Genomic DNA, 25101 nt, shown 5'->3' with positions numbered 1-25101 from the left:
TTAACCTCTTGTTCCATAATCTTGTAAATCGGTACGGCTTTTTAGTAAAACACTAGCGTGGGGTAATTTGTCCTCGTTTAATTTGGCGATAATTTCTTCAGTTTTGTACTTGAGCAACGATTTAAACCAGGCTATTAATTCACTGGTGCTAACTTTTTTTTCCCCTTCAGATTTAGTCTCGTCTTGTGATGTTCTCACTTCCAGAAAACGGTCCACTGCTTTGATGATAACCTCTTGTTCAGCGTCGGTAAACCGTTCGGTTAATATTTTTCTTAATCTTTCTTGGTTGGGTAGCTCAATATAGTGATAAATGCAACGTCTCAGAAAAGCATTGGGTAAGTTTTTTTCTTGATTACTGGTAATTATAATCAGAGGAAAAGCTTGATCATTTGCTTGAATTAATTCTCCTGTTTCTTTAATGAAAAAACGACGAGATTCAATGGCTAAAAGTAAATCATTAGGAAAATCTCGATCCGCTTTATCTATTTCATCAATTAATACTACCGATTGTTCTTGCTTATCTTGACTTTGTTTAAATGCTTTACCCAAGGGTTGTAAATCAACCCAATCTTTTGAAGTAGCTGGATTTTTTTGCTCAGAAGAAGATTCTCCTGCTCCTTTTTGGCTTAAAATTCCGCTAATTTGAGCAGCTTGTAAACGGCCAATATAATCATATTGATAGAGACTATCTTCCGCTTTACTTGTAGATTGAACTATCCACTCATAATATTTTATAGGATTACTTTCCTGACGATAATTAAATTCATAAACTAAGGCATGAGCTAGACGACTTTTGCCACATCCCGGCTCACCTTCTAGTAACAAAGGCATTCCCAATTCAATAGCCAAGTTAACAACTTCTATTAACTCATCACCTGCGTCATAGGGATAAATTTTCTGTTGAATCGGTTCATAATAAAGATCCGATTTGGGTTGAATTTTTCCCCTGTAGGTTAAGGATAGTTTAGCCATCTATGTTCCCTCGATAATTGTCCTTGAAATTGTTGATAAAAAGCTTTCAGTGTGTCTTCTATCTTGCCTTGATCGCTATTTTTCCATAATTGCTGCAAGGTAGATTTAAATAAGTCTGTGGTTTCATCCTGTAAGTCACAACCTAACTGAAGTTGTTGAGCAAAAGTAGGAATAATTTCCTGAAAAGACCGTTTTTCAAAGCAAGAGTCAATCTGTAAGCGGTGAATAGGACTTAATTCTGATAATTTGTCCTTATCTCTCCAATCATTACTGTTTCCATAATCTAACCAAATCATTAATAAAAAGCCTTTAATGGGACTATTTTGTATTTTACGAGCGTTGGTAATTAAGTTTTGCCAAAATGAATCAATGTCTTTTAAACGGGAAAAGTCTGCACAATCAATTCCTTCAAAAATCAAACAAAAATTATTAGCTTTTAAATTTTTAATTCCTCCAGAATTATCGAAAAAATGTTCATGAAGACTATAGCTATCCCATTCTTCCTGACCATCTCCTTGAAATTTAAAAACAATAGGTTTAACTGGCAAATTATTAGTGATCAAGATTTCTTTTTCTAAACGACGCAAACACAAAACACGATATTGATGAGGACAAGGCGGAATATAAATACTGCCTTCTCGTAAAGTTTTAGCGGCTATTGAACTGGTAAAATTTACTAGATTAGTATAATTAAATTTTGTCAAAACACGATAAATTTTTTCATTATTTGTTTGTTGATTTTTTGGGTTTTGATGATGAAGTTGACAACATTGTAAGCTTTCAAAATCTAGGACTAATACTTCGCAATAAGCTTGAACAATATAAGACTGTTTAGAGGTTCGCCCTTTTTTTCCTAGTCCATATTTTTGTTCAGTACAAAACCGCAAACTATCTCCAGATATGCCAATTACCTTTAAAATAGACGAATCTAATAAAAAATTCAGAACCTCATCAAAGGTTAAATGAATTAAATTATCATTAATATCTTCAATTCTGGTTGTATTTATTTTATTTTGAGTAATGTACTCCCTTTTCTTCTTATTTTCAAATCCTTTAAAATCAGATTTATTTTGTAAGTACAATTTCTTACCCTTTGGTTCTAAAACCTCTTTAGTTGCTCCAGATTGTGGCGATGATGTCATCCAAGCTTTCAAGACATTTAATGGAATGGTATAACTGGAAGTTTTTGTTCGACTACGGTATTCTTCGAGAAATGCCTCAAGTAACCATCGACTTGCTTCTATTAATATTTTCTCTGTTTTCTCCGAAGCACAAGAATAGTCTCCCTCATAAGCATCTTTAGCCTTACGAAGGGTTTCTACATCTTCATCCGATAATCTGATTTCGCCGGACTTTAACATAAATCTCGTCAAACGTCAACCTACGATCTGATCCACTTTTTGATCCCCTTTTGCCAGCATTTGCTGAAAGCATTTTAATCAACTTGTCCTCAAAAAACAAGCCCTAAGGCGACAGGAGCAAAATCTATGAATTTTTGGCAAAAACATAAAGCGGACATTGACGTGATTTGCCGCATCATCACCACTTTAACCGCCTTGGCTAGTTTGGGTGTTCAGGTGGGGGAGTTAAAGATTCCCGAAAGCAAGATTCTTCCCCCTATCCCTGAGGTTCAGGTGGAATTAAATATCAGATGAACGTAGGTTGGGTTGAAGCATGAAACCCAACTCCTGCATGGGTTACGCTACCGCTAACCCATCCTACAAATAATTTTGCCTCCCTACTTAAGACGTATTTAAATCGCTTATTCTTAGATTAGCCGAATCTCCTCCCCCCTTGCCCCCCCGATGTCGGGGGGGTTGGGGGGGTTGCCTCTTGCCTCATCTCAACAGGCAATTTAAATTACGAACAGCTTTTTTCATAAGACTGGACCAAAACGAGGGTGAGTTAGTTAAGATAACCCACCCTGAAAGAGATTTAGCGATCAACTGACCCCATAATAATATCAATACTGCCTAAAATCGCCATAATATCGGCAACTTTTACCCCTTTGAGGATATGAGGCAGAATTTGAAGATTATTAAAATCGGCGGCCCGAATTTTCCAACGCCAAGGGAAAACATCATCATTACCGACGATAAAGATACCTAATTCCCCTTTACCGCTTTCCAAGCGCACATAATGTTCACCTTTAGGAATCTTAAAAGTGGGGGCGACTTTTTTGGCGATATATTGATAGTCAAAATCATTCCAAGCTGATTTTTTCCCTTCTGCCATCCGTTTTGCTTCCAGATTTTCGTAGGGACCACCGGGTAAACCTTTCAGTGCTTGCCGGATAATTTTCACCGATTCGCGCATTTCCCGAATCCGCACCAGATAACGAGCAAAACAATCGCCGGCGGTTTCCCAATGCACTTCCCAGTCAAAATCGTCGTAACACTCGTAATGGTCAACTTTTCTTAAATCCCATTTCACCCCGGAAGCGCGCAACATCGGACCGGATAAACCCCAGTTAATCGCTTCGTCTCTGGTAATGCAGCCTATCCCTTCAATACGACGGCGGAAAATCGGGTTATTAGTGATTAATTTCTCGTATTCGTCCACTTTGGGGTCAAAATAGTCACAGAAATCCTCGCACTTATCCACCCATCCGTAGGGTAAATCCACCGCCACGCCACCAATACGGAAATAATTGTTATTAATTAACCGCATTCCCGTGGCAGCTTCCCAGAGGTCATAAATCATCTCCCGTTCCCGGAAAATGTAGAAAAAGGGAGTTTGTGCGCCTACATCCGCCATAAAGGGGCCTAACCAGAGTAAATGGTTAGCGATGCGGTTGAGTTCCAACATAATCACCCGGATATATTGCGCTCGTTTGGGAACGGCGATATCGGCTAATTTTTCGGGAGCATTGACCGTAATCGCCTCATTAAACATCCCTGCGGCGTAATCCCAACGACTAACGTAGGGAACGTACATGACATTAGTGCGATTTTCGGCAATTTTTTCCATGCCCCGATGAAGATAACCGATTACGGGTTCACAGTCAATCACGTCTTCCCCGTCAAGGGTGACGATTAAGCGCAAAACTCCGTGCATCGAAGGGTGATGGGGTCCCATGTTTAAAACCATGGGTTCTGTTCTCGTTTCAATTTTTGCCATAGGGCTACCGATGATCCCGAAAATCTTTTTAAAGTTATTATAGGTAAACGCTTCGACAATACACAAGGACTATCGGGTATCAGGAGGCGGCTGGCAGGATTTAGGAGGCAGTCACGATGCAACAAGTTACACTGTCAAGCATGAAAATATTCTGATCCTAAATCCAGTTATTAAAAACTGATTATTTATTCCCCCTTTTGCAGGAGTGCCTCTCCTGATATGTAGCCTATACTCAAGGGATTTAGTATTACTTGAGATCTGATTACTCAATCCAAGCTTTTGGGGGGTTCTACCCCCCAAACCCCCCGTTGGGGGCGTGGCGCCGCCCCCAAACCCCGGAGCGCATTAGTTTTTCGGTGGGATGCTTACACGCAGCCGCTGACACATCTGTAATGATTTGAGAGTCACTCCCCTTGCAGGAGTGTCTCTGCTGATATGTAGCTTATACTCAACAGATTTAGTATGATCGACGAATTGGCGTTATTTCAGCTTCTGTTTTCCAGTCAGTCAGGATTTAGGAGATTATTTTTATTTATACTTCCCACTTCCCCACACCCCACACCCCACACCCTCTTTGAAGTCAGGAGATTATTTTTATTTATTCTCCCCATTTCCTAATTCATAATTCATAATTCATAATTCATAATTCCCTCTCCCCGCTCGATCGAGTACAATAGAGTGTTCAGCAAAAGCGATCGGCTATTAGCTTTGATTAGTCCTTCGGTAAGAGTTATAAACCAGAGAAAAGAGCCATTAAGAGCGGCAATCAGCTGAAAAAGCTCAAAAACTGAATTTTAGGCCGAAGGCTGACCTTAGCTTGCTGAAAGCTGAATCCCGTTGATAATTTTTTTACTTGAATCGCCGTGGTTATCCAAATCGAATCAACTCAAAACTACGAAACTAAAACCCAAGAGATCGCTAGACAACTTTTAGCCGAAACTCGGGAAAAAAAAGGTCTTTGGTCTGCTTTACAGGATCAAATGCGTTGGGATGATAAATTACTCGATTGGGCAATGTCTAACCCCAATTTACGAGTACAATTATTCCGTTTTATTGACTGTTTACCCGCTTTACGCAGTAATGCCGAGATCGCTAATCATCTCCAACAATACCTCGGTGATGCTTCCGTAGAACTGCCCAGTGCGCTGAAAAGTATCCTCAACTTTAGTGATCCTAACTCCCTACCCGCTCAAACGGCCGCCAGTCTGATCAGTAAATCCGTAGAAACCTTAGCTCGTAAGTATATCGCCGGGGAAGACCTAGAGCAAATTACTCGCACTGTCACCCGTCTGCGGAAGGAAAAAATGGCTTTTACCATAGATCTTCTCGGTGAAGCGGTAATTACTGAAGCGGAAACCCAAGTTTATCTACAAAGTTATCTGGATTTAATGACCCATTTGGCTCAAGAAGCGAGCAAATGGAATAAAGTTAGCCAAATTGATGAAGCGGACGGCGAGTTACTACCACAAGTGCAGGTTTCTGTCAAGCTAACTGCCTTTTATTCTCAGTTTGATCCCATGGATCCCATTGGCAGTAAGGAGAAAGTTTGCGATCGCATTCGACTACTATTGCGACGCGCTCAGGAGTTAGGGGTGGCAGTCCATTTTGATATGGAACAGTACGTTTATAAAAACCTCACCCTGGCTATCCTGAAAGAATTACTCCTAGAAGAAGAATTTCGCAGTCGTACCGATATTGGCATCACCCTACAGGCATATTTAAGAGATTCTGCCCAAGATTTACAAGATTTAATTAATTGGGCCAAAAAGCGCGGTTATCCCCTTACTGTCCGGCTAGTCAAAGGCGCTTACTGGGATCAGGAAACAATTAAATCTCGCCAAAATCACTGGCCACAGCCGGTATATAACGAAAAATCAGCCACTGATGCCAATTATGAACGGATGACGCGGTTATTATTGGAAAATCATCAATATTTATACGCCGCCATCGGTAGTCATAACGTGCGATCGCAAGCCTTGGCCTGTGCGATCGCAGAAAGTTTAGAAATTCCCCGTCGTCGCTTTGAAATGCAGGTATTGTACGGCATGGGCGACCAATTAGCCAAAGCCTTAGTGAAGCGGGGTCATCGGGTGCGGGTTTATTCCCCCTACGGACAACTTTTACCCGGTATGGCCTACCTAATCCGCCGTTTATTAGAAAATACTGCTAATAGTTCCTTCCTACGGCAAAATTTGGAGGATCGTCCCGTGGAAGATTTAATCGCAGCCCCCCGGGTTTTAGGCAATGATAACCCGATTATCCCCGGTTTTCCTAATGCCCCCGATACAGATTATGCCAACGAGCAATTAAGAAATAAAGCGAGTCAAGCTCTTACTTTTGTCAAAAATTCCCTTGGTAAGACCTATTTACCCTTAATTAACGGCGAATACGTTGCCACCAATGTTCAAATTAATTCCGTCAATCCCTGTAACCCGCAGGAAATAGTGGGGAAAGTGGGCTTAATTGAGGTGGAACAGGCAGAAAAAGCGATCATAGCGGCGAAACAGGCTTTTCCTGCTTGGAAACGCACCCCAGTGGCTAAAAGAGCCGAAATACTGCGAAAAGCGGCAGATTTGATGGAAGCGCGACGACACGAGTTATCGGCCTGGATTTGTTTGGAAGTGGGCAAAGTTATCCAACAGGCGGATCCGGAAGTGTCAGAAGCGATCGATTTTTGCCGTTATTACGCCTCCGAGATGGAAAGACTGGATTTAGGGCATAATTTCGACGTAGCAGGCGAGAATAATCGTTATTTCTACCAACCACGGGGTATTACTTTAGTGATTTCTCCCTGGAATTTCCCCCTAGCCATTGCGGTGGGGATGACAGTAGCAGCTTTAGTAGCCGGTAACTGTACGCTATTGAAACCTGCCGAGACTTCCTCGGTGATTACGGCGAAATTTGCCGAGATTCTCCTAGAAGCGGGTATTCCTGCCGGAGTCTTCCAATATATCCCGGGTAAAGGTTCGCAAGTGGGGGCGCATTTAGTTAGCCATCCCGATGTTCACCTAATCGCCTTCACCGGTTCACGAGAAGTGGGCTGTCGCATCTATACAGATGCCTCTATCGTGCAAAAGGGTCAAAAACACCTAAAACGAGTTATCGCCGAAATGGGCGGCAAAAATGCCCTAATTGTCGATGAGAGTGCCGATTTAGATCAGGCCGTTGTCGGTGCGGTTAAGTCCGCTTTTGGCTACACCGGCCAGAAATGTTCGGCCTGTTCGCGGATAATCGTTCTGGAAAGCGTCTATGATAGCTTTGTAGATCGCTTTGTTGAGGCTACCAAGTCCCTCAATATCGGGCCGACGGATTTACCGAGTACGGAAGTAGGACCGGTTATCGACGAGAAAGCTCAAGCAAGAATTCGGGAATATATCGAAACTGGTAAAAAAGAGGCAGAATTGGCTCTAGAGATGCCAATTCCAGAAGTGGGTTACTTCGTCAGTCCCACCGTCTTTAAAAATGTTCCCCCTGATGCGGTAATAGCGATGGAGGAGATTTTTGGTCCGGTGGTGGCGATTATCAAAGTGAGCAATTTTGAGCAAGCTTTAGCTGTAGCTAACGGAACCGACTATGCTTTAACTGGTGGCTTATATTCTCGCACTCCTGCCCATATTAACCGAGCTATGCAGGAATTTGAAGTGGGAAACCTCTATATTAACCGGGGAATCACCGGTGCGATTGTCTCCCGTCAACCCTTCGGGGGTTTCAAGATGTCGGGGGTAGGTTCCAAAGCAGGGGGTCCCGATTATCTCTTGCAATTCCTCGAACCTCGTCACATCAGCGAGAATATTCAACGTCAGGGATTTGCACCGATTGAAGGGGCCGATTAAGCGATATAGCTAAAATTGGTTATTATTGGGGGTTTATACCCCCAAATCTGGTTCATTTATTGGCTAAGACTCATCTTAACCCCCTATCCTTAGATTAGCTCTCTTATTCTTTGTGTGATCTCGCGTAGCGAGCGCGTTGCGACCAGTTTAAATTATATAGGAGCGATCGATCTCTGTGTCCTTTGTGTCTCTGTGGTTCCTTCCACTCACTCACCAAACCTGGGAGAACCGTTGTCTTTCTTACCCAATTTCTTGGCTGTCAACCTACTGCTATATACTTAAGTTTACAATTGCGTCGGCCTATCAAGAAAAGACTATGACGATTGAAACTGTTGCCACAAAACCCTTTAGTGACCAAAAACCGGGGACTTCTGGATTGCGAAAATCCGTTCCCGTTTTTCAACAACCCCATTATCTGGAAAATTTTATTCAAGCTATCTTCAATACTTTAGACGGTATCGAGGGTCAAACCCTAGTTGTCGGTGGAGATGGTCGTTATTATAACCGTCAAGCTATTCAAACTATCCTGAAAATCGCCGCCGCTAACGGTATCGGTAGAATCCTCGTGGGAACCGATGGTATTGTCTCCACTCCCGCTATTTCTGGGTTAATTCGCGAAAATAACGCTTTTGGCGGTATTGTTCTCTCTGCTAGTCATAACCCCGGCGGTCCAGAGGGGGATTTTGGCATTAAGTACAATATTACTAACGGCGGACCGGCACCGGAAAATATCACCGATGCAATTTATGCTGAGACGAAGGTGATTAGCAGTTATAAAATCCTCTCAGGGGCCGATATTAACCTCGATCGCCCCGGTTCCTTTAAACTGGGAACTATGGATGTGGAAGTGATCGATGCGGTTACTCCCTACGTCAAAATGATGGAAAAGATTTTTGATTTCGATCGCATTCAAGCCCTACTCACTTCTGGTAAGTTTAAAATGTGCATGGATTCTCTCCATGCGGTAACCGGTCCCTACGCTTATGCTCTATTTGAACAGCGTTTAGGCGCGCCCAAAGGTACAGTATTAAATGGTATTCCCCTAGAGGACTTTGGTGGTGGTCATCCCGATCCTAACCTGGTCTATGCCCATGATCTGGTAGAAATTCTCTTCGGTCAAGAGGCCCCGGATTTTGGGGCTGCTTCCGATGGAGATGGCGATCGCAATATGATCCTCGGTCAGAATTTTTTTGTCACCCCCAGTGATAGTTTAGCGGTACTAACTGCCAACGCTCATCTAGTACCGGGCTATCAAAATGGTATCACGGGAGTGGCGCGATCGATGCCCACCAGTGCGGCGGCCGATCGCGTAGCAGCTAAACTGGGAATTGACTGTTATGAAACTCCCACCGGTTGGAAATTCTTCGGTAATTTGTTAGATGCGGGGAAAGCAACCCTTTGCGGTGAGGAAAGTTTCGGCACGGGTTCCAATCATATTCGCGAAAAAGATGGTTTATGGGCGGTTCTTTTCTGGTTAAATATTTTGGCAGTTAAAGGGGAATCTGTAGAGGAAATTGTTCGCAGTCATTGGCAAGAATTTGGCCGCAATTTCTATTCTCGTCATGACTATGAAGAAGTCGCCTTAGAACCGGCTAAAGAGATGATGGCACGTCTCCAGAAGCTGGTTTTAGACCTTAAGGGTAAACAATTTGGTAACTATGAAGTGGAATATGCCGATGATTTTAGCTATACAGATCCGGTGGATGGTAGTGTCAGTAAAAATCAAGGCATTCGCATTGGTTTTACCGATGGTTCTCGGATTATTTACCGTCTATCGGGTACGGGAACTAAAGGGGCAACTCTTCGGGTTTATCTAGAAAGTTATGAACCGGACGCAAGTAAACACGATATCGACACCCAAAAGGCCCTACAGCCGTTAATTGATTTAGCCGAAGAAATCGGTCAAATTCGTCAATCTACTGGACGGGAACAACCCACGGTTATTACCTAAAATCTAGGGAGCGGCTATCAGTTTTTATCGGGGAATTTTTTGACCTGCTGACCACTGATAGCTACTCCTTAATTACTTTCAGTAATTGCTTTGTGGTACAATTTTTGAATTCCCGTCACTAATTTATCTAAAATAGATCGATGGCTATCGTGAGTCGGATCAAGACTCTGCACTTTGGTTAATAATTTCGCTTCCTGTATATCCACGTCGTCATCGCTATAGATTAAGGTGCTAATCGATGTTATTAGATCTTGATAGGTTTCTGGACTAGGATTATCGCCTAAATAGGACTCTAACCATCGATAACATTCACCAGTTTTAACTGGTTTTAGTTCGGATAATAGTGGTTTAATCTCCGGATCATCATCAAGTTTTTCCCTCACAGCTACCTGTCTTAAATAGCTTCTTTCTGATGGTTGAATTACACCATCAATCCAGGCAACACCGATGAGAATTTTCAGTAATTGTTTATTTTTCATCTCACACTTCCTTGACTAACTTAGCCATAAAAAAACCGTCTTGATTATGCCGATGGGGTAACACTTCGATCGCTCCCGTTTCTGTATAGTATTCTGAGAAAGATGAATTAGAGTCAGGAGGGGCCATTTTCCAATCGGGATGAGCCGCTAAAAACTGCTCGATCACTCTTTCATTTTCTAACGGATCGAGAGTACAGGTGGCATAAACTAAGATTCCCTTCGGTTTTACCCAAGTAGCAGCCGAGGCTAAAAGTTCCCCCTGTCGTTTGGCTAGTACAGGTAAATTTTCTGGTGTTTGTCGCCAACGTATATCAGGACGCTTGTGCAGGGTTCCCAATCCTGAACAGGGAGCATCGATTAGTACACGATCAGCGATGCCGCACCACTGGGGACGATCGCGACTATCCCCCAGATGTATTTCGATCGCTTTTAAGTCTAATCTTTTAATATTGGCTTCTAACTGTCGTAAACGGGATGCCGTTTGATCACAGGCTAATATTCTACCCCGATCGCCCATTAATTCGGCAATATGAGTGGTTTTTCCCCCCGGTGCCGCGCAAGCGTCGATAATTGTCTCTCCGGGCTGGGGATCGAGGAGATAAGTGACTAATTGGGCGCTAATATCCTGTAGGGTGTAATTTCCGGCTCGAAATCCCTCTAAACGCTCAATATTGCCTAAACCAGAGGTTAAACGGCAAGCTAGAGGTAATTTAAGATGATTAAAAGTTATATTGGCTGATTCTAACTCATTTTCTAGGGCTTCTCGGCTAGTTTTCAGGGGATTAATCCGAATATCGAGGTCAGGAGAGCGATTAAACCATTGACACAGTTGTTCCGTTTCCGTAACACTAAAGCGATCTAACCACAATTGCACCAACCAATCGGGGAAACTGTGGAGAATACCCAATCTAGAAGCGGTATTTTCTGGCAAAATTAAAGGATCATCGCCATTAGCGGTTAAACGGAGATATTGCCGCAGCATTCCGTTAACCACCGCCGCTAATTTGCCTAAATGACTGATTTTAGTTAATTCTACCGCCGTATTCACCGCCGCCGATGGGGGAATCTGGGAGAGATAACGCAGTTGATAAAGACCAATATGGAGAATTCGCCGTAAATCCGGGGGTTGCTGGGCCGCGGTTTTTTTTCCCAGGCGATCGAGCAGCGCATCCAAAGTTCTTTGGCGGCGTATTATACCATAAACAATCTCCGTTGTCAAGGCTTTGTCAAGACAATTTAAGGAACTAGCGGACAAATGGCGATCAAGAGCGCGATCGGGATAGGCGGAGGAGCGATCGATATCGCGTAAAATCAGCAAAGCCAGCTGACGAGCATTATTCATGCGGTTTCTAGACGATTGCGGAGGAATTGGCGTAATATAGTCAGCGCCGGAATCGGGATTTCGTGGCCCATATTTAACTCGTGATATTCGACGTTAACCCCCAAACCAAGCAGTAAATCTCTGGCTTGACGAGCGGCAGCAATAGGAACGACGGGATCCTGCTTACCATGAACAATTAAGACATTTTGTGGACCTTGGGGATGGGGTTCACCGTGCAGATAACCACTCAGGGAACCCAATCCCGCCAAGGGTAAGGATAAACCCACATCCAGCGTCATCGCTCCTCCTTGGGAAAAACCGGTCAAAAAAGTCCGCTCTAGGGGAATGCCGGTAGTTGCTTCTAGGGAAATAATCCAATCCTGCAACTGTTGACGACTAGCGACTAAACCTTGATAATCGGAGGTTTCTAACGCATACCAGGCGCGTCCCCCCGGCACTTGGGGATGATCAAAGGGAGCATTAGGAAACAAAAATTGACAATCAGCCAGATCCAGCATCGATGCTAGGGGGGCCAGATCCATGGCATCCGCACCCCAACCGTGCAGCATGATCACTAGATAGCGAGCGGGATTTTCTGGGGAAGGGGGAATGACAATCGGGTTAAAAGACAGGGTTTTTTCCTCGCAATTCTCTTTTTTCTCTATTCTATAGCGGTTTTCTCCGGGATGAGATGGCTGTTGGGGAGTCTTTTCAGTAACCAGTAATCAGTGAAAAGAAAACCTTGCTCCTTGCCTCATGGCTCTCTTAGGTTTGGTGGGTAAAATGTATTCTAAGATACAGTTCTGCTGGCGGTCGCAACGCGCTCGCTACGCGAGACCGAGTGGAAGGAACCACAGAGACACAAAGGACACAAAGATCGCTCCTCTATAGGGTTTGCTGAAAAATTAATCTGTTCAAATTCTCAGTAACATGGCTGAAAGAGAAAGTTTGAAACTGGAAGGTTTAGCAGTATCAAAGGTCAGTAAATTAAGCTGTTCTGTACCCTGAATCAACCCCAGAATAAATTTTTGATCATCGAGTTGGCTTGGTTCACCGTCAGTGTAATCTTTGAGCAGTTTTTGCACTTTCTTCGTTTCTTTAGCTTGGCTCAATTTATTTAGGGTATTCTTAACTATTTTTCGGTTAACATCAGCAGGAAAAGCTGACATAATTTGGATGCGTTTTTGAATCCTACTTAGTCGTTCTGAATTGAGTTTGATATTTTCTAAAATAGCAGTTTCTTCTAGGTCTTGGCTTAATTGTTGTTTAACTTGAACCAGTTGTTCATAAAGCTGTTGGGCTAGGTTAATGATTCGTTTAGCGGGGACAATCTGGCTGGCTTGAGGAGTTTTGAAAGCTGTGGCGATTGCCACTCCAAAACCATCATTTTCTCTGCTTAGATTGTTCCAATAAATTAGTTGATTTTGTTCGGGAATTGGTTGACCATTAGGGTCAAAGTAATCGAGAGTTAAAGCGACTAAACTGGTGGGCAATTCCCAGGTAGTAAATTGACCGATAGTTAGGGGATTGGGCTGATAGTTTTTCCCTAATCTTTCGTAGAGCTTCCGCAATTCTTCACTATGCAAAAGCTCGTTTTGACTGTAGAGGTCGCGGCTAGTTTCTTGTTTTTGATAGGTTTGTTCTTGAAAACTTTCTTGTTCCAGTTGTCGGGCTTTAATTAGACTGTGGATGAAGTCAATATAACCGGGGAGAATTTCATCGTCAAAGTAGGTATCGCCATAAACGGAAGCGCCCAACTCCTCTACATTACTGATATGGGGAATTTTGTCATCTTTAGCCAGTTCCCCAATTAGTTTCTTATTCAGGTTAGCCAGTCGGCCAGCTTGTCTGAGTAGCTGACTTTCACTGTTGGCGTAATAGATGTAAATATATTGGCAAGGATGGGATTTGGGGCGATCGATTCTGCCGATGCGCTGTTCCAAGACCATGGGATTCCAGGGGAGGTCAATGTTAATTAGATAGTCGGCATCTTGCAGGTTTTGACCGACGGAGAGGGTTTCTGAACCGATGAGGACGGCTATTTCCTGTTCTGGTAAAGGGCGTTCGTTCGGGTTTTTACAAGTGGCTTCGGGGGCAAATAAACGGAATAATTGTTGGCGCTGGAGTCCGGTTTGCTTATTGTTTCCTCTGAGGGCGTTGTTTGGTGCAATCTTAACTGGGGTTTTTTCATCGGTGTAGTAAAGTTTGTGACTGCCCATTGCCATGCCAATTCCTTTGGAGGCAATGACCTGATTTTGGCTCATGTAGCGGTAGTAATCAATGACGGTATCGGAGAAAGTAGAAATTAGTAAAACTTTGTGACCATCAGCAACTAATTCCATGACTTTCCGGCTAACTTGCTGTCGTTTGTGGTCGGTGACAAATTCATTGGCTAAGAGGACTGAAATCTGCTGTAGTTGCTCTAAATCACTATGACAGTCAGCGAGAATGCGGTTATAGATATTTTTAGCTTCTAGGGGATTATTTTTCAGTTTATCGGTGGCCAGGTCAATAGAGCGGCGTAACTGTTGACGTTTTTCCCCTTTGTTGCTGTCAGTTTCTTCTTCATCTTCTTCGTCTTCCCAATAATCCTCATCCCCATTTTCTTCTATCCCCAACCAGTCGGTTTCTCTTCCTGTTTTTTCAGCTTGAAATTTGTAATGTTGTAAGAGAAATTGTTTTAACCCTTCGGCATCCGGGGTGACTTGTTCGAGTTGCTGTTTGAGTACGGAAATGCGATCGCTAAAGTTTTTAATGGTTCGTCTTAGAGCATACATACTAGACTCTGCCCGTTGTAAAAACATCCGGCGCTGGTTTTTCAGTAAAGAACGCTGTTCCACTGTGCTGGTTAAGTAACGGATCGGGTCGGCAAAGGGAATAAACAGATTATCTTCAAACTGACTGAAGATCCGTTCTAATGCTTGTTCGGTTTCTGGTTCAAATTGGACGGGCAGCCATTGGGCAAGGCGTTGGGCATAGAGTTGTAAGTCTGGGGTGGCTTCTCTCAACATCTTGCGGGTACGCTGTAAGAAGAGTTCTCGATAGGTGCGCCGGAAAATATTGGTGGTATCGGTAAAGTTTTCTATTCCTATTTCTCGGCTGGCAAACCATTGTTTGACTTCGGGAGGAAAGCCTAATTCTTGGAAGCCTTCGGGACGGGTGAGAAAGGGAGAAAGGATGTTATAGATGTCTTCACGGCGGTTGTTCCAAGGGGTTGCCGTCAGGAGCAGGTAATATCTTTGTCTTTCAATCTGGCGATCGTGTTCTTTAATTTGCAGGCAGGTTTTATGGATGCGGTTGTTATAGTTACGGATGCCTTCATGAGCTTCATCGATGATGACTAAATCTGCCGCACCCCCATGGCGGGTAAATTCATCATAAAAGCGATCGCCGCCACGACTCATTAGGTTTTTATTGTAGAGTTCGTAGTGTTTCTTGGCGAGCAATCCTAATTCTGCCATTTCTCTCTCCCAGTTCGGGTGGAGTTTTTTGGCAGCAATAATGGCAATTTTAGTTTGAGGATTTTCTTCTAGGTAGAGTTTTGTTACCGCAGCAGCAAGGCGGGTTTTTCCTAAGCCTACCGCATCGGCACAAACCACTACGCCAAAGTTCTGCATGACTCTCAAACAATGTTGTGCGCCGGATTTTTGATGTTCAAACAGGATGTCTTGATTAACCAGTCGATCTAAAATGTTACTGGATTGAATGTTGAGCAGGTGGGGGCGTTGTTGGGCTAACCAGTAGAGAAAATCATCGGGGGTTCCCTGTTTTCCCTGTAGGATTAGTTCAATCGCTTGTTTAAATCCAGCTATTTCTTCCCATTCAGGTAAGGTTATTTCTTGTTTAATAGTTGGGGCTTGAGTTGGCGTAATCTGATAAGTTACCTGTTTCTCTTTGACTCTAAAAGTTTTTAAAGAAGTGGAGGGATGTTCGGGATCAACGGTGACAGTTCCTGTTAGGAGATGGGGTTGTTTTTCCTCTATTTCTACTGCGATTAAGGGATTATCGGGAACCTCAATTTCTTCAATTTTGTCTAGGTTTTTACCCTGAATTTCTAGGCTGGTCGTTTCACCTGCGGGAAATTCATCAGGAGTAATTGTCTCTATTTGAGGTTGAATTTGTTGTTGTCGGCGCTGTTTTTCTGCTAAGACTTGTTGCAAAAATTCTTGAGTTAAATCAAAGCTTAATTCTGGCTCTTGCCATTCTTGGTCAAATTCGATTATTGACTGTTGAATTGTCTCTAAATCTAAGGAGTCTGAGTAATATAAAAAGGTGATACTCTCGGCGTTACTACTATGAGCAGCACCAGTGAAGTTATCTGAGCCTTCATGTAAAATAGAGTTACCTAAACTATCGGTTAAAATCCCTGTTTTTTTATGATAAATACCTCTAGTTTCTTGCATTTTGATGAGTTTTATGGTAAGGATTCCCAACCTAACTAATTCCGCTAGAATAGTGGTACTGCTAAAGGTTTTATCAGCTAGTCCTTGTAAACATTCGGTTAAAGTTCGGGTAATATATTGTTGACGATATTCGGGGTTGTGGAGTTTTTCTAATTCTTGAACGTCTCGTTTATTGGTGAAGCCTTGCCAGTCCATTAAGAGTTTAATCTGACCTTCATTTAAGACTAAATTAAAAAGAGGTTCTTCATAAAGTTTGAGAACTCCACTATTAAAGTAGGCGGTACTTCTTCTATAGATTTTAGTACGTTCTAAATAGGCGGCAATAAATTGATTGTATTTGTCTAGCTGTTCGGGTAAATTAAATCTACGTCTTTTTTTATGTTCTATTTCGATAAATGTTCCACGAATTAAGCTTTCTTCTTTGCTGGCATTTTCGAGGTTTAAGAATTGTTCAATAATGGTTAAGTTACTGGTGCGGAGTAAGGCAATGCTGGGGATATTCCCCTCTCGTTTAGGGGTATATTCAAAGATGTGAGCGGTGTTGAGTTCAATGCGGAACAGCTTATGAGTAGAATGTTTTTGTAGGCCCAAGAAACTCACTATATTTCGCAAGAGGTTCTCCGCATCTCGATGTTTAAAAACCAGCCAATAGTTATTATTGACACCTTTGATGTAATCCCCTTCGGGGTGGTAGTAGGGACGTTGTTTTTTTATCAAGTCTTGGATTACGGTTTCTAGCATAAATCTTGCTGGATATATTTACTTGATGGGAAAACTGGATATAGCAGCATCGATTAACTGCATTAACTTGATGGTTTCGGCTAAGGCTACTACTATTTTATGATAGTGCAGTATATCCTCGTCTGATAGGGTGCGTCCTTTTCTGTCTTTTAACCATTTCTGACAAACTTGATAACCGCCAAGATATGAGAAAAGAGGTAATCTGATTTAATAAATTATCGATATGTCTCCTTATCTCCCTCGGTATGTGAAATATTATTAAAGGTTTACTAAACTAATAAAACTTGGAACCCTGCTTGGATAAAATGACGATCAGTCGTTAGAGCATCGGTTAAATGTTGTTGCTCCATAACAACAAAAGAAATACAATCAACTAATCCCCAGTTTTTATCTAATCGAGATTCATAAAGAGTCAATCCTTGATGAAAAAGTTGAGGACTAATATTGACAACTCTCATGTTTTGTGTATGGTAACATTGTTTGATAAAATTAGCAGCTTTTTGACGATTAAATGTACTTAAAGCATTCCCTACCTCCATTAAAACTGCCTCAGTAGTCCAAACTTCTAACGCATTTTTAACCTTAGGTAATAATTTTAATGCTTGGGCATGATATTGGTCTTGCTTATTCAGAACTGCTTGAATAAATGCTGTGTCGATAAACAGTCTTTCTTTACTCATCATTTACCTCTCGTTTCGGTGTTCCATAAAGGTAATGATCATGTTCTTTTGACCAGTCTTCTGGAGCTTCAATAGTTCCAGCCATATCTTCTAAAATGTCCCAAGCATCTCCTGAAGGTTTTTCTGGTATTTCTGCTTCTGAGACGATGGAAATAAGGTAACGGGTATTAGATTTTAAGTCTATATCTGTCTCAGGATGAAAGACTTTACCATCAAAAATAACGGTTAATTGTTTTGTCATTTTTTTATCCTTTATCAATCTAAATTTACTCAATAGGAAAACCCGGAATCGCAGCATCGATTAACTGCATTAATTTGATGGTTTCGGCTAGGGCTACTACTATCTTATGATAGTGCAGTATATCCTCATCTGATAGGGTGCGTCCTTTTCTGTCTTTTAACCATTTCTGACAAACTTGATAACCGCCAATATAGAAGTTCCAAACTGCTTCAGGTACTCCTCTAAAACAGTCTCCTTGTTTGTTAATGTGGACTTCTCCTTTGCTATATTTGGGATGTCCTGCCGCTACAATTCTATCGCTTTTACTCACAAAAGATAGATCCCCCCAACCCCCCTTAATAAGCTATCCATTAGTCACATCTTTCTTAACATAAAATTTGACAAAAAGAGAAAAGTGTGCCAGATGGCTCAAGGGGGTTCTATGGGGGAACTAATTTGATGAGACAGTTTCCAAGTCTCGCTGATATCATGTAACCTTCGCAGTCCCAACCAAATAGTTTTAACACCTGGTTCACCGTCACCTTTTCTACCTAAAAACCCCCCAAGAGAAGCAATCATTCTGACCGCTTCTCGAAAGGAGGGCGGCTTTTTAGGTGGCGGACTCTTTTTATGAATAGTGGCACACAAAGATTGCCATTCATGTTCTTCCAAAAAACTTTCACAACTCTCCTCTCCGTGTAAGCGTGCTTGATAGGTTAACCAAAGTAATCTCCAAGCTACAATTGAATAGGTAGCTAAGGCCATCTCAATTCTCCGACCCGTTTCTAATTGCAGTTTTTCTAATCCACAACCACTTTTTAAAACAAAATGATAGCGTTCTATTAACCAGCGATAACTATACCAGCGCACACAGGTTATCGCTGATTCAAAGCTACTAATGTCTAGGCTAGTTAAGAGGAGCCAACTGATAGGATTAACTCCAGGACGCGGATTTTCTTCTTCAGCTAAAATTACCTGTAATTTGACCGGTTGACGAGGGTTCGCTTTCGAGTGATGCTTAGGTACTTGTATTTCAAAACTGGCAAATCTAACTGTTAGTTTAGCTAGTCTAGCCTCGTGATTAGGATTGCGTTTTACTTGCACATCTAGGCTACCACAGGCTTTTATTTCTCTGATGGATTGATGTAAATATTTAGTCTCTGGATGCCCTGACCTTTGCTTGTCTTCGAGATAGTTAACTTTTCGGTTATGAGTTCCTCGAATTAATAAATGAGAGTTAGGATTTCTTGACTGGGCAAATAAATCAAATATGTCTGCCTCAGAATCTCCGATTGTTACTACTTGAATTTCTTCGGGTATTTGTTGTTGTGTTTCTGACAAAGAATCTAACCATCTTTGACTTTCTTTTTCTTGAGTTTCTCTTTTTTTTCTTTGCTTGGCAATCCCTAAATTCTTTTCTTCTCTTGCCCAGACATATTGATTAATCAGTCCTAAAGGTACTCCTTGCGCTGAGACTCCTAAGGTGGTATGAACTTTGAGACCAAAGGATGTTTTACAATCTAGATAACCCATTCCTTTTTTGGCTTTTTGCGTCGTAAAGTCTAAACTTGTTGTGTCTTGCACTGCCAAAACTATTGGATGTTCTTTGATTCTTTCTACTGTACTTTTAGCTTGGGCGGCAATTATATCTGAGGGGTGAAAATAGGGGGAATTCCAAAAGTCGTAGGTGGCACTGGCGGCGGCTAGATTTCCCGAAGCTTGTGGCACACTTGTACTAGGTTGGCTGGCCAAGTTTTCTACGATACTGATTAACCTTTTCTTTCTTCTGGTGTCCCCTAGGTCTGCATACTGTAATTCTTGGGCTGCCCATTTCTCCATTTTTTTGCTTACCTCCACCTTAATTCCTTCTTTCAAAACTATACCTATCAATCGTTTCCCCTTTTTTTAAGTTTCTTCTCTTTTTGTTAAGAAAGATCTGACTAATGGATAGCTTAATAAGGGGGGCTTCCACTCCCCCCCTTTTTGAAGAGGGGGCTAAGGGAGGATCAAGTTTAGGAGATGTCATCAGGTGAAGCTGTACCAGTTGTTCTCCGTATTCTGCGAGTTGACGGAATAGGTTATCGTTGCTGGTGAGGGGTACTCTGGGAAAGTCTATCTTGAGAAATTCGGCGTAACGGCTGCGATAGGTGGGAGAATGAAAGACGGCGTAGATGTAGTAAAAGATGGTTTCTGGTGTGGGTAAGTAGCCGAGTTTTGTTTCTAGGGTTTTGAGGAAGTCTGGGGAGAAGTTGGGACGTTTTTCTTGTTGGAGTTCTTGAGCTTTATCGGAGTCGGGGTAGAGGTAGAGGGGAAATAAAGACTCACTTCCTTTATTATCTGATCTAATTGCTCCATCTGAAATAATATATTGACTAGCATAAAAATAAGATATTTTATCTCCTACCATTTGACGACGTGCGATTAGCCCAAAATTATCTCCCAACAACATATTTTTCATAACTTTTTTAACAGTTCGCCAAACCAAAGAATCATGATAAAAAATAAATCTATTATCAAAAGGACGATATAAAACAGGTGTAATATATTGTTCTAAATCCTCTTCTTTCCTAATTAGTTTTCTAGACTTTTCAAGATTCCAACCTTTTTTTAAAGGAATATTTAATTGATGGCAAACTTCCTCATCAGAATTATTAGAATTTCTAAAAATAGTTGCTCTCTCTAAAATCGGTTCTTTTTCAAAATCAATAACTACATGATCTCTAGCTGTTGTCATTCCTACACCATTAATAGGCATAATATCAGTAATCTTAAAATACTGTTCATATTCACCAAATAAATCAGTATCTTGAGGAATCAACAAATAAAAAGGAGATTGAGGGTTAACCTCCTGAAAATCAGTAGAGTTAACCGTATTTTCTTTTAATATTTGATATTTATCTTCTCTTAAACCGTATAAATGAGCGTGATAGATTTTAGCCATGATTAAACCTCCTCTTTTTATAAACGTTTAACTATATAACAATCAAATACCTGATCATAACTAATAACAGGAACATTTTCGGCTATTGCTTGAGCAATAATCATCCGGTCAAAAGGATCTTGATGCTGAAAAGGTAATTGAGCTACTTGTTCAAAATGTAGTAAATTAAGAGGCAAAATCTGAAAATCATTTATCTGAATTTGTGACTCAATAAATTCTCGAAAAGGCGAATCAAAAGTTAATTTTCTTAGACTATATTTGATAGCCATTTCCCAAATACTAGCTTGACTAAGATAAACCAGATTTTCTCTTTCATTAATCATAATTTTATGGTTATCTCGCAATTGTTTATTATTAGTGACATACCAAAGAAATACATGAGTATCTATTAAAACTTTGAGCATAATTACATATAATCCGCAAAATCAGTTAAAGGAGCATCAAAATCATCGGCTATCCAAACTTTTCCCGCAGCACTTCCGGGTTGACGCGGTGGTTTCTTGGCTAACTTGACAGGACTTAATTTAATTACAGGTTGATTATTTTCTGTAATAATAATTTCTTCACCTTTCAGGACAGCTTCCAATAAATCATTAAATTGATTTTTTGCTTGTTTTAATTCAACTGTATTCATTAGTGTACCCCACTGATAAACAATACAAACATTAGTTTAACCGAAAGGCTTTATACTTGCCTACGCTATGCTGAAAATTCAAACAATAACATTCTAGCTTATCTCCTAGTATAGCTCCTTCAGGGTTTGGTAGCTTCATGGTGTCATTAAGCTTTTTACCATTATACCAATACTAACCCCCTGCTGAATATCAAAGACATTTTCATCCTTACTACCATCAGGACAAATTTCTTTTTTCTTACTGTTACCATGTAAATCATAAATAAAAATCTCATCAAAAGTGTTAATTAACTGTTGTTTCGTGCCTCGAAAAGTAGGATTATCTAAAAAGCCATGATTATTATTAACTCCTCCATTTGGGGTAAAGCTAAAGTTAACTGCTGCTTTTCTTCCCTTAACTTAATATCCTCTAGAGTGTTAATTAAATAAACCCCCAACCGCTAATTAAGATATCATCACAATATAGCTTTAAACTACGAGACATAAATAGCCTCCTCTTTGATAGAGTTAATAACTTGGGTTTTTAACATTTTTTTTGTTACTAAATCTACAGACAAACCCAAATTATCTTCTAAAAAAACTTCCATATATTTATCAAAGGTAACTTTTCTTTGAAATTCTACTAATAAATCTAAATCACTTGTTGCTTTTGCTTCATCTCTAGCAAAAGAGCCAAATAATGCTAAGTAAGTCATACCATAACTTTTTATAATTGTTCTATTTACCTTGAGGAAATTTATCAAACTTTCTCTGTTCATATTTTTACTCCATTATATTAGAACATATTTGGGTTCTACCGAACTTGTCATACAAAAATAACACTAAAAAGAAACTGCTTGTTTTTTCGTTATCCCCATGGACACCAACTCAATTTGAGATTCAGACACTTCTACCGTATTTAGAGGAATTAACCCCTCTAAACTATAACCATCTTCTCCTTCAGGATTGGGATAATGTTCAACAATAGTACCCAAATCACCCTGACTTAAACCATACTCAGGTAAATCTTCAATTAAACGAACTTGGGTAAATAAACTAAATTTCATGCTCTAACCTCCTTCAAACGGAAATAAAGTAACAAATTTTGTTTCAGTAGGTGTAACCATCCAAATGGTTTTGACTGAGAGAATCTTATTATTAACTCCTCTTAAATTACCAATAATTTCATATTTTTGACCATATTTAGTTTTAGTGGTAGGAGTTGCTTCTAAAGTAAGGATTTGCTCTCTTAAATCTTTTTCTAACTTGTACCCAATTATCTTGATTATAACCAGCTTGAGCTAAATATTGTGATTTATCATCTTTAGGCAATAACACTAAAAGATAATCTTTCAATTTAGCTGGAGAAATAACCGTCTTAGGATCAAGCAAAGCCATGAGTTAACTTACATCCATGCTTTTTACCATTATACCAATACTAACCCCCTGCTGAATATCAAAAACATTTTCATCTTTACTACCGTCTAAAGCGGTTTCTTTTTTCTTACTGTTACCATGTAAATCATAAATAAAAATCTCATCAAAAGTATTAATTAACTGTTGTCTCATGCCTCGAAAAGTAGGATTATCTAAAAAACCATGATTATTAATAAAAGCTAAAATTCCCTTTTGACTTTTATCAATTCGCCACTGTGCAAACCTGATAAATTTAACATAATCATCCTGTAACCATTTCGTATTTTTCTCACCTAAACCCTTGCCATCAATAAAGTAATAATCATTAACTAAATTTTTGATCCACTCATTATTATTTTCCGAATGACCAGAATAAGGCGGATTGCCAATAACAACCATAATCGGTTCATTTTTCTTAATCCGAGAACCTGCTTTTGCTTCCTCTGCTATTAACTCCTCCATTTGGGGTAAAGCTAAAGTTAACTGCTGCTTTTCTTCCCTTAACTTAATATCCTCTAAAGTATTAATCAGATAAACCCCTAACCGCTTGCCACTCGCAAACTGATAACCCGTCTCCTCCAGAAATAACCCCAACTTTAGATGACAAATTGCATAGGGAGCCATCAACAATTCAAAGCCAAAAATCCGAGGTAATAACCTTTCCGAAACATACCCCGACCAAGACTTATTCGCTAACCCTGCCGTCAACGCGACTGGGTTCTCCTCAAACCGCTTATGAATCAACTGAAATACCCATAATAAAAACGTCCCCGTCCCACAAGCAGGGTCAAGAATCATCACCTCTGGGTCCGCAATTCCCAACGGTTTATTAAACTTATCCTTAATCAACTCATCAACGGAACGCACTATATAAGACACCACAGGTTCAGGAGTATAATAAACCCCCCTTTTCTCCCGCATTTGAGGCTTATAAGCTGCTAAAAAGTCCTCATAAAAGCGAATAACAATATCCTCGCGGTTCATCTTATTGCGAAAATCCGTTAAGATTGCCTCCATTTTTGCCGCTCTGAGGATGCCAAACGCCTCACCGATACTATCAATTAACTCATCCCCCAACTCCGCCGCCGGACGCTGGGAAACATCTTTAAATAACTGCCTTAAAAAAGGGTTAGTTTCTGGTAATTCTTGCCAAGTATGGTAGCGATTAAAATCTCGTTTCGGATTCTTGACATAACTAAATACCCGCGCCGTAAACAAACCATAAGCAATAGTTTGAGCGTAAATATCACTAAAACTATAATCTTTCTGATCCTCAGAATTTAGCTTGAGATTGGGCAATAACTCTTTCTGAAAACTCTCTAATAATTTATGTAAATAACCCCCTTGATTTTCCTGACTATAAACATCAGGTATCGCCCGTTCAATGCGTTGGGTAACTGCGGCTAATTCGTGGGCTAACTCCTGAGCAGTTTCAGCAGGTTTATAGAAAATCCAATCAACTTGCGGGATTAAATTAAGAGCTTTTTCAAGAATTTTATCTGCTAATTCATCCCAATGTAACCGTGCTAACCTCGCCATTAAATCCTCATCCTCAAAGGCAAAAGTTTGAATCCCCCGCTGCCGTAATCCCCCCTCAGTGGGTAAGATAAAAGCTACTCTAGCTTGATTTTTAATTCCCCCTAACTCCTCTTCAAAAGGCGAAAATGGGAAAAGTAAATACATGACAGGTTGATCCTCAGCAATTCTGCCAATATAGTGACCATAGATTTCCTGTTGCTGTGGCTCTGAAGTGAGAAACTGCTTAATTTCTTGGTCTGTCCCCCGATTTAATTCCTGATAAAAACCAACAGCAATAGGACAAGTTTCTGCGGCATCTTCTGGGTTGCCCCCCGGACGCAAATACCAAAACCTTGACCCTTGGGAGTCCCTTTCTAGTACGGGATAGTTAAGGATCGTTCGCAGAGATTCGGCTCTAGCGGACTCATCGCCAGTAACAATAGTTTTTAGTTGGGCGGTAGTGATAGGCATAAGACAATTATCCTATAAAATGACAATATTATGTCTTAAAATCGCCCGATCCTACGCGAGTATGACGGGGAACCTTAAGCCCAAATTTTCGGTCAGTAACTACTAAAATTAATTAATATATCCGCCGCTCACCGGGGAGCATCCCAATTATGTAATGAGTATAAATGCTCGGAAGGGGGAGAAGGCTTTTGTAGTAACGATTCTGGTTTGAATCACACAATTTAGAGAACCGTTAAAAATCTATGAACTCCCGAAAAGGCTTGCCATCTAAGCATTTCGCATCTAAGTACAATTTCTTATTGCAAAAGTGGGATGCTCCCGCTCACCGTCAAGCGGAAACTAGACAGAATGATCTGGCTATTATTGGCCAAACCAGCCTTTAGCTGGTGAAAATGCGGGCTAATTGGCAGTTTTTCGGCAAA

General features: G+C 40.9%; 22 protein-coding genes and 2 pseudogenes. 4 read left to right on the top strand and 20 right to left on the bottom strand.

Translation table 11 applies throughout. The features are described 5' to 3' along the window. Both B5D77_RS06130 and B5D77_RS06125 read right to left on the bottom strand, forming a co-directional pair. Positions 1-972, bottom strand: coding sequence for a MoxR family ATPase (locus B5D77_RS06130; RefSeq protein ID WP_106908479.1), 972 nt, complete (start codon positions 970-972; stop codon positions 1-3). Then, entirely contained in the window at positions 954-2333 is a 1380-nt protein-coding gene (locus B5D77_RS06125) for a hypothetical protein (RefSeq protein ID WP_106908478.1), read from the bottom strand. The genes B5D77_RS06130 and B5D77_RS06125 overlap by 19 nt, the downstream gene beginning before the upstream one ends. Positions 2334-2459: 126 nt before the next feature. On the opposite strand from B5D77_RS06125, the gene B5D77_RS26175 reads away from it, so the two are divergent. Then, positions 2460-2627, top strand: a complete 168-nt coding sequence (locus B5D77_RS26175) for a hypothetical protein (RefSeq protein ID WP_008202135.1) — start codon at positions 2460-2462, stop codon at positions 2625-2627. Between the two features lie 280 nt (positions 2628-2907). Here B5D77_RS26175 and B5D77_RS06120 read toward each other — a convergent pair whose 3' ends face one another. Next, positions 2908-4092 carry an NAD(P)H-quinone oxidoreductase subunit H gene (locus tag B5D77_RS06120; protein ID WP_002754423.1) on the bottom strand — a complete coding sequence of 395 codons (1185 nt, stop codon included), beginning with the start codon at positions 4090-4092 and terminating at the stop codon, positions 2908-2910. A gap of 863 nt (positions 4093-4955) precedes the next feature. On the opposite strand from B5D77_RS06120, the gene pruA reads away from it, so the two are divergent. Both pruA and B5D77_RS06110 read left to right on the top strand, forming a co-directional pair. Next, entirely contained in the window at positions 4956-7925 is a 2970-nt protein-coding gene (gene pruA, locus B5D77_RS06115; RefSeq protein WP_106908477.1) for an L-glutamate gamma-semialdehyde dehydrogenase, read from the top strand. A 316-nt stretch (positions 7926-8241) separates the two neighbouring features. Then, on the top strand, positions 8242-9876 hold the full coding sequence (locus B5D77_RS06110; protein WP_106908476.1) for an alpha-D-glucose phosphate-specific phosphoglucomutase: 1635 nt from the start codon (positions 8242-8244) through the stop codon (positions 9874-9876). 68 nt (positions 9877-9944) lie between these two features. Here B5D77_RS06110 and B5D77_RS06105 read toward each other — a convergent pair whose 3' ends face one another. The 17 genes and pseudogenes from B5D77_RS06105 to B5D77_RS06030 all read right to left on the bottom strand — a co-directional run bounded on the left by B5D77_RS06105 (position 9945) and on the right by B5D77_RS06030 (position 24679). Further along, positions 9945-10355, bottom strand: a complete 411-nt coding sequence (locus B5D77_RS06105; RefSeq protein ID WP_008202144.1) for a TerB family tellurite resistance protein — start codon at positions 10353-10355, stop codon at positions 9945-9947. Position 10356: 1 nt separating this feature from the next. Further along, positions 10357-11697, bottom strand: coding sequence for a 16S rRNA (cytosine(967)-C(5))-methyltransferase (locus tag B5D77_RS06100; RefSeq protein ID WP_008202146.1), 1341 nt, complete (start codon positions 11695-11697; stop codon positions 10357-10359). Further along, complete coding sequence (locus B5D77_RS06095) at positions 11694-12287, bottom strand: alpha/beta hydrolase (RefSeq protein ID WP_306342206.1); 594 nt, start codon at positions 12285-12287, stop codon at positions 11694-11696. The genes B5D77_RS06100 and B5D77_RS06095 overlap by 4 nt, the downstream gene beginning before the upstream one ends. A gap of 303 nt (positions 12288-12590) precedes the next feature. Then, positions 12591-16820: a helicase-related protein gene (locus B5D77_RS06090; RefSeq protein ID WP_106908475.1), complete on the bottom strand. Its 4230-nt coding sequence runs from the start codon at positions 16818-16820 to the stop codon at positions 12591-12593. An 18-nt stretch (positions 16821-16838) separates the two neighbouring features. Then, positions 16839-17027 (bottom strand): type ISP restriction/modification enzyme, encoded by a 189-nt coding sequence (locus B5D77_RS25745; protein WP_071784033.1) that lies wholly within the window; start codon positions 17025-17027, stop codon positions 16839-16841. Between the two features lie 62 nt (positions 17028-17089). Further along, a complete protein-coding gene (locus B5D77_RS06085; RefSeq protein ID WP_016516241.1) occupies positions 17090-17500 on the bottom strand; it encodes a type II toxin-antitoxin system VapC family toxin in 411 nt (136 codons plus the stop codon). Beyond that, entirely contained in the window at positions 17493-17741 is a 249-nt protein-coding gene (locus tag B5D77_RS06080) for a hypothetical protein (protein ID WP_002737385.1), read from the bottom strand. The genes B5D77_RS06085 and B5D77_RS06080 overlap by 8 nt, the downstream gene beginning before the upstream one ends. A gap of 25 nt (positions 17742-17766) precedes the next feature. Continuing rightward, a complete protein-coding gene (locus tag B5D77_RS06075) occupies positions 17767-18051 on the bottom strand; it encodes a type ISP restriction/modification enzyme (RefSeq protein ID WP_254053043.1) in 285 nt (94 codons plus the stop codon). A gap of 98 nt (positions 18052-18149) precedes the next feature. Then, a complete protein-coding gene (locus B5D77_RS06070; RefSeq protein ID WP_106909948.1) occupies positions 18150-19559 on the bottom strand; it encodes an IS4 family transposase in 1410 nt (469 codons plus the stop codon). A gap of 19 nt (positions 19560-19578) precedes the next feature. Beyond that, entirely contained in the window at positions 19579-20661 is a 1083-nt protein-coding gene (locus B5D77_RS06065; RefSeq protein WP_254053042.1) for a type ISP restriction/modification enzyme, read from the bottom strand. Between the two features lie 17 nt (positions 20662-20678). Further along, positions 20679-21065 (bottom strand): type II toxin-antitoxin system VapC family toxin, encoded by a 387-nt coding sequence (locus tag B5D77_RS06060; RefSeq protein ID WP_002754453.1) that lies wholly within the window; start codon positions 21063-21065, stop codon positions 20679-20681. 2 nt (positions 21066-21067) lie between these two features. Further along, the gene (locus tag B5D77_RS06055) at positions 21068-21295 is read right to left on the bottom strand and encodes a type II toxin-antitoxin system Phd/YefM family antitoxin (protein ID WP_002742618.1); all 228 of its coding nucleotides are present in this window, start codon (positions 21293-21295) and stop codon (positions 21068-21070) included. Between the two features lie 135 nt (positions 21296-21430). Continuing rightward, positions 21431-21735 (bottom strand): annotated as a pseudogene (locus B5D77_RS27990) (helicase); the annotation flags it as partial. Between the two features lie 33 nt (positions 21736-21768). After that, positions 21769-22053 (bottom strand): nucleotidyltransferase family protein, encoded by a 285-nt coding sequence (locus B5D77_RS06045; protein WP_106908474.1) that lies wholly within the window; start codon positions 22051-22053, stop codon positions 21769-21771. A 63-nt stretch (positions 22054-22116) separates the two neighbouring features. Continuing rightward, positions 22117-22341 (bottom strand): DUF4926 domain-containing protein, encoded by a 225-nt coding sequence (locus tag B5D77_RS06040; RefSeq protein ID WP_002735184.1) that lies wholly within the window; start codon positions 22339-22341, stop codon positions 22117-22119. Between the two features lie 3 nt (positions 22342-22344). After that, a pseudogene (locus B5D77_RS06035) lies at positions 22345-22672 on the bottom strand (DUF6883 domain-containing protein). A 3-nt stretch (positions 22673-22675) separates the two neighbouring features. Next, positions 22676-24679 carry an N-6 DNA methylase gene (locus B5D77_RS06030; RefSeq protein WP_106908473.1) on the bottom strand — a complete coding sequence of 668 codons (2004 nt, stop codon included), beginning with the start codon at positions 24677-24679 and terminating at the stop codon, positions 22676-22678. A gap of 242 nt (positions 24680-24921) precedes the next feature. On the opposite strand from B5D77_RS06030, the gene B5D77_RS25740 reads away from it, so the two are divergent. After that, positions 24922-25062, top strand: a complete 141-nt coding sequence (locus B5D77_RS25740; protein ID WP_159036944.1) for a hypothetical protein — start codon at positions 24922-24924, stop codon at positions 25060-25062. Positions 25063-25101: the final 39 nt, after the last annotated feature.

The organism is Microcystis sp. MC19 (assembly GCF_003019735.1).
In the GTDB taxonomy this organism is placed as follows: domain Bacteria; phylum Cyanobacteriota; class Cyanobacteriia; order Cyanobacteriales; family Microcystaceae; genus Microcystis.
This window is presented reverse-complemented; position numbering and strand designations above follow the sequence as displayed.

Coding starts and splice junctions, on each gene's coding strand:
- B5D77_RS06130 (WP_106908479.1), bottom strand. CDS start 972: ATGGCTAAACTATCCTTAACCTACAGGGGAAAAATTCAACCCAAATCG.
- B5D77_RS06125 (WP_106908478.1), bottom strand. CDS start 2,333: ATGTTAAAGTCCGGCGAAATCAGATTATCGGATGAAGATGTAGAAACC.
- B5D77_RS26175 (WP_008202135.1), top strand. CDS start 2,460: ATGAATTTTTGGCAAAAACATAAAGCGGACATTGACGTGATTTGCCGC.
- B5D77_RS06120 (WP_002754423.1), bottom strand. CDS start 4,092: ATGGCAAAAATTGAAACGAGAACAGAACCCATGGTTTTAAACATGGGA.
- B5D77_RS06110 (WP_106908476.1), top strand. CDS start 8,242: ATGACGATTGAAACTGTTGCCACAAAACCCTTTAGTGACCAAAAACCG.
- B5D77_RS06105 (WP_008202144.1), bottom strand. CDS start 10,355: ATGAAAAATAAACAATTACTGAAAATTCTCATCGGTGTTGCCTGGATT.
- B5D77_RS06100 (WP_008202146.1), bottom strand. CDS start 11,697: ATGAATAATGCTCGTCAGCTGGCTTTGCTGATTTTACGCGATATCGAT.
- B5D77_RS06090 (WP_106908475.1), bottom strand. CDS start 16,820: ATGCTAGAAACCGTAATCCAAGACTTGATAAAAAAACAACGTCCCTAC.
- B5D77_RS06085 (WP_016516241.1), bottom strand. CDS start 17,500: ATGAGTAAAGAAAGACTGTTTATCGACACAGCATTTATTCAAGCAGTT.
- B5D77_RS06080 (WP_002737385.1), bottom strand. CDS start 17,741: ATGACAAAACAATTAACCGTTATTTTTGATGGTAAAGTCTTTCATCCT.
- B5D77_RS06070 (WP_106909948.1), bottom strand. CDS start 19,559: ATGGAGAAATGGGCAGCCCAAGAATTACAGTATGCAGACCTAGGGGAC.
- B5D77_RS06065 (WP_254053042.1), bottom strand. CDS start 20,661: ATGGCTAAAATCTATCACGCTCATTTATACGGTTTAAGAGAAGATAAA.
- B5D77_RS06060 (WP_002754453.1), bottom strand. CDS start 21,065: ATGCTCAAAGTTTTAATAGATACTCATGTATTTCTTTGGTATGTCACT.
- B5D77_RS06055 (WP_002742618.1), bottom strand. CDS start 21,295: ATGAATACAGTTGAATTAAAACAAGCAAAAAATCAATTTAATGATTTA.
- B5D77_RS06045 (WP_106908474.1), bottom strand. CDS start 22,053: ATGAACAGAGAAAGTTTGATAAATTTCCTCAAGGTAAATAGAACAATT.
- B5D77_RS06040 (WP_002735184.1), bottom strand. CDS start 22,341: ATGAAATTTAGTTTATTTACCCAAGTTCGTTTAATTGAAGATTTACCT.
- B5D77_RS06030 (WP_106908473.1), bottom strand. CDS start 24,679: ATGCCTATCACTACCGCCCAACTAAAAACTATTGTTACTGGCGATGAG.
- B5D77_RS25740 (WP_159036944.1), top strand. CDS start 24,922: ATGAACTCCCGAAAAGGCTTGCCATCTAAGCATTTCGCATCTAAGTAC.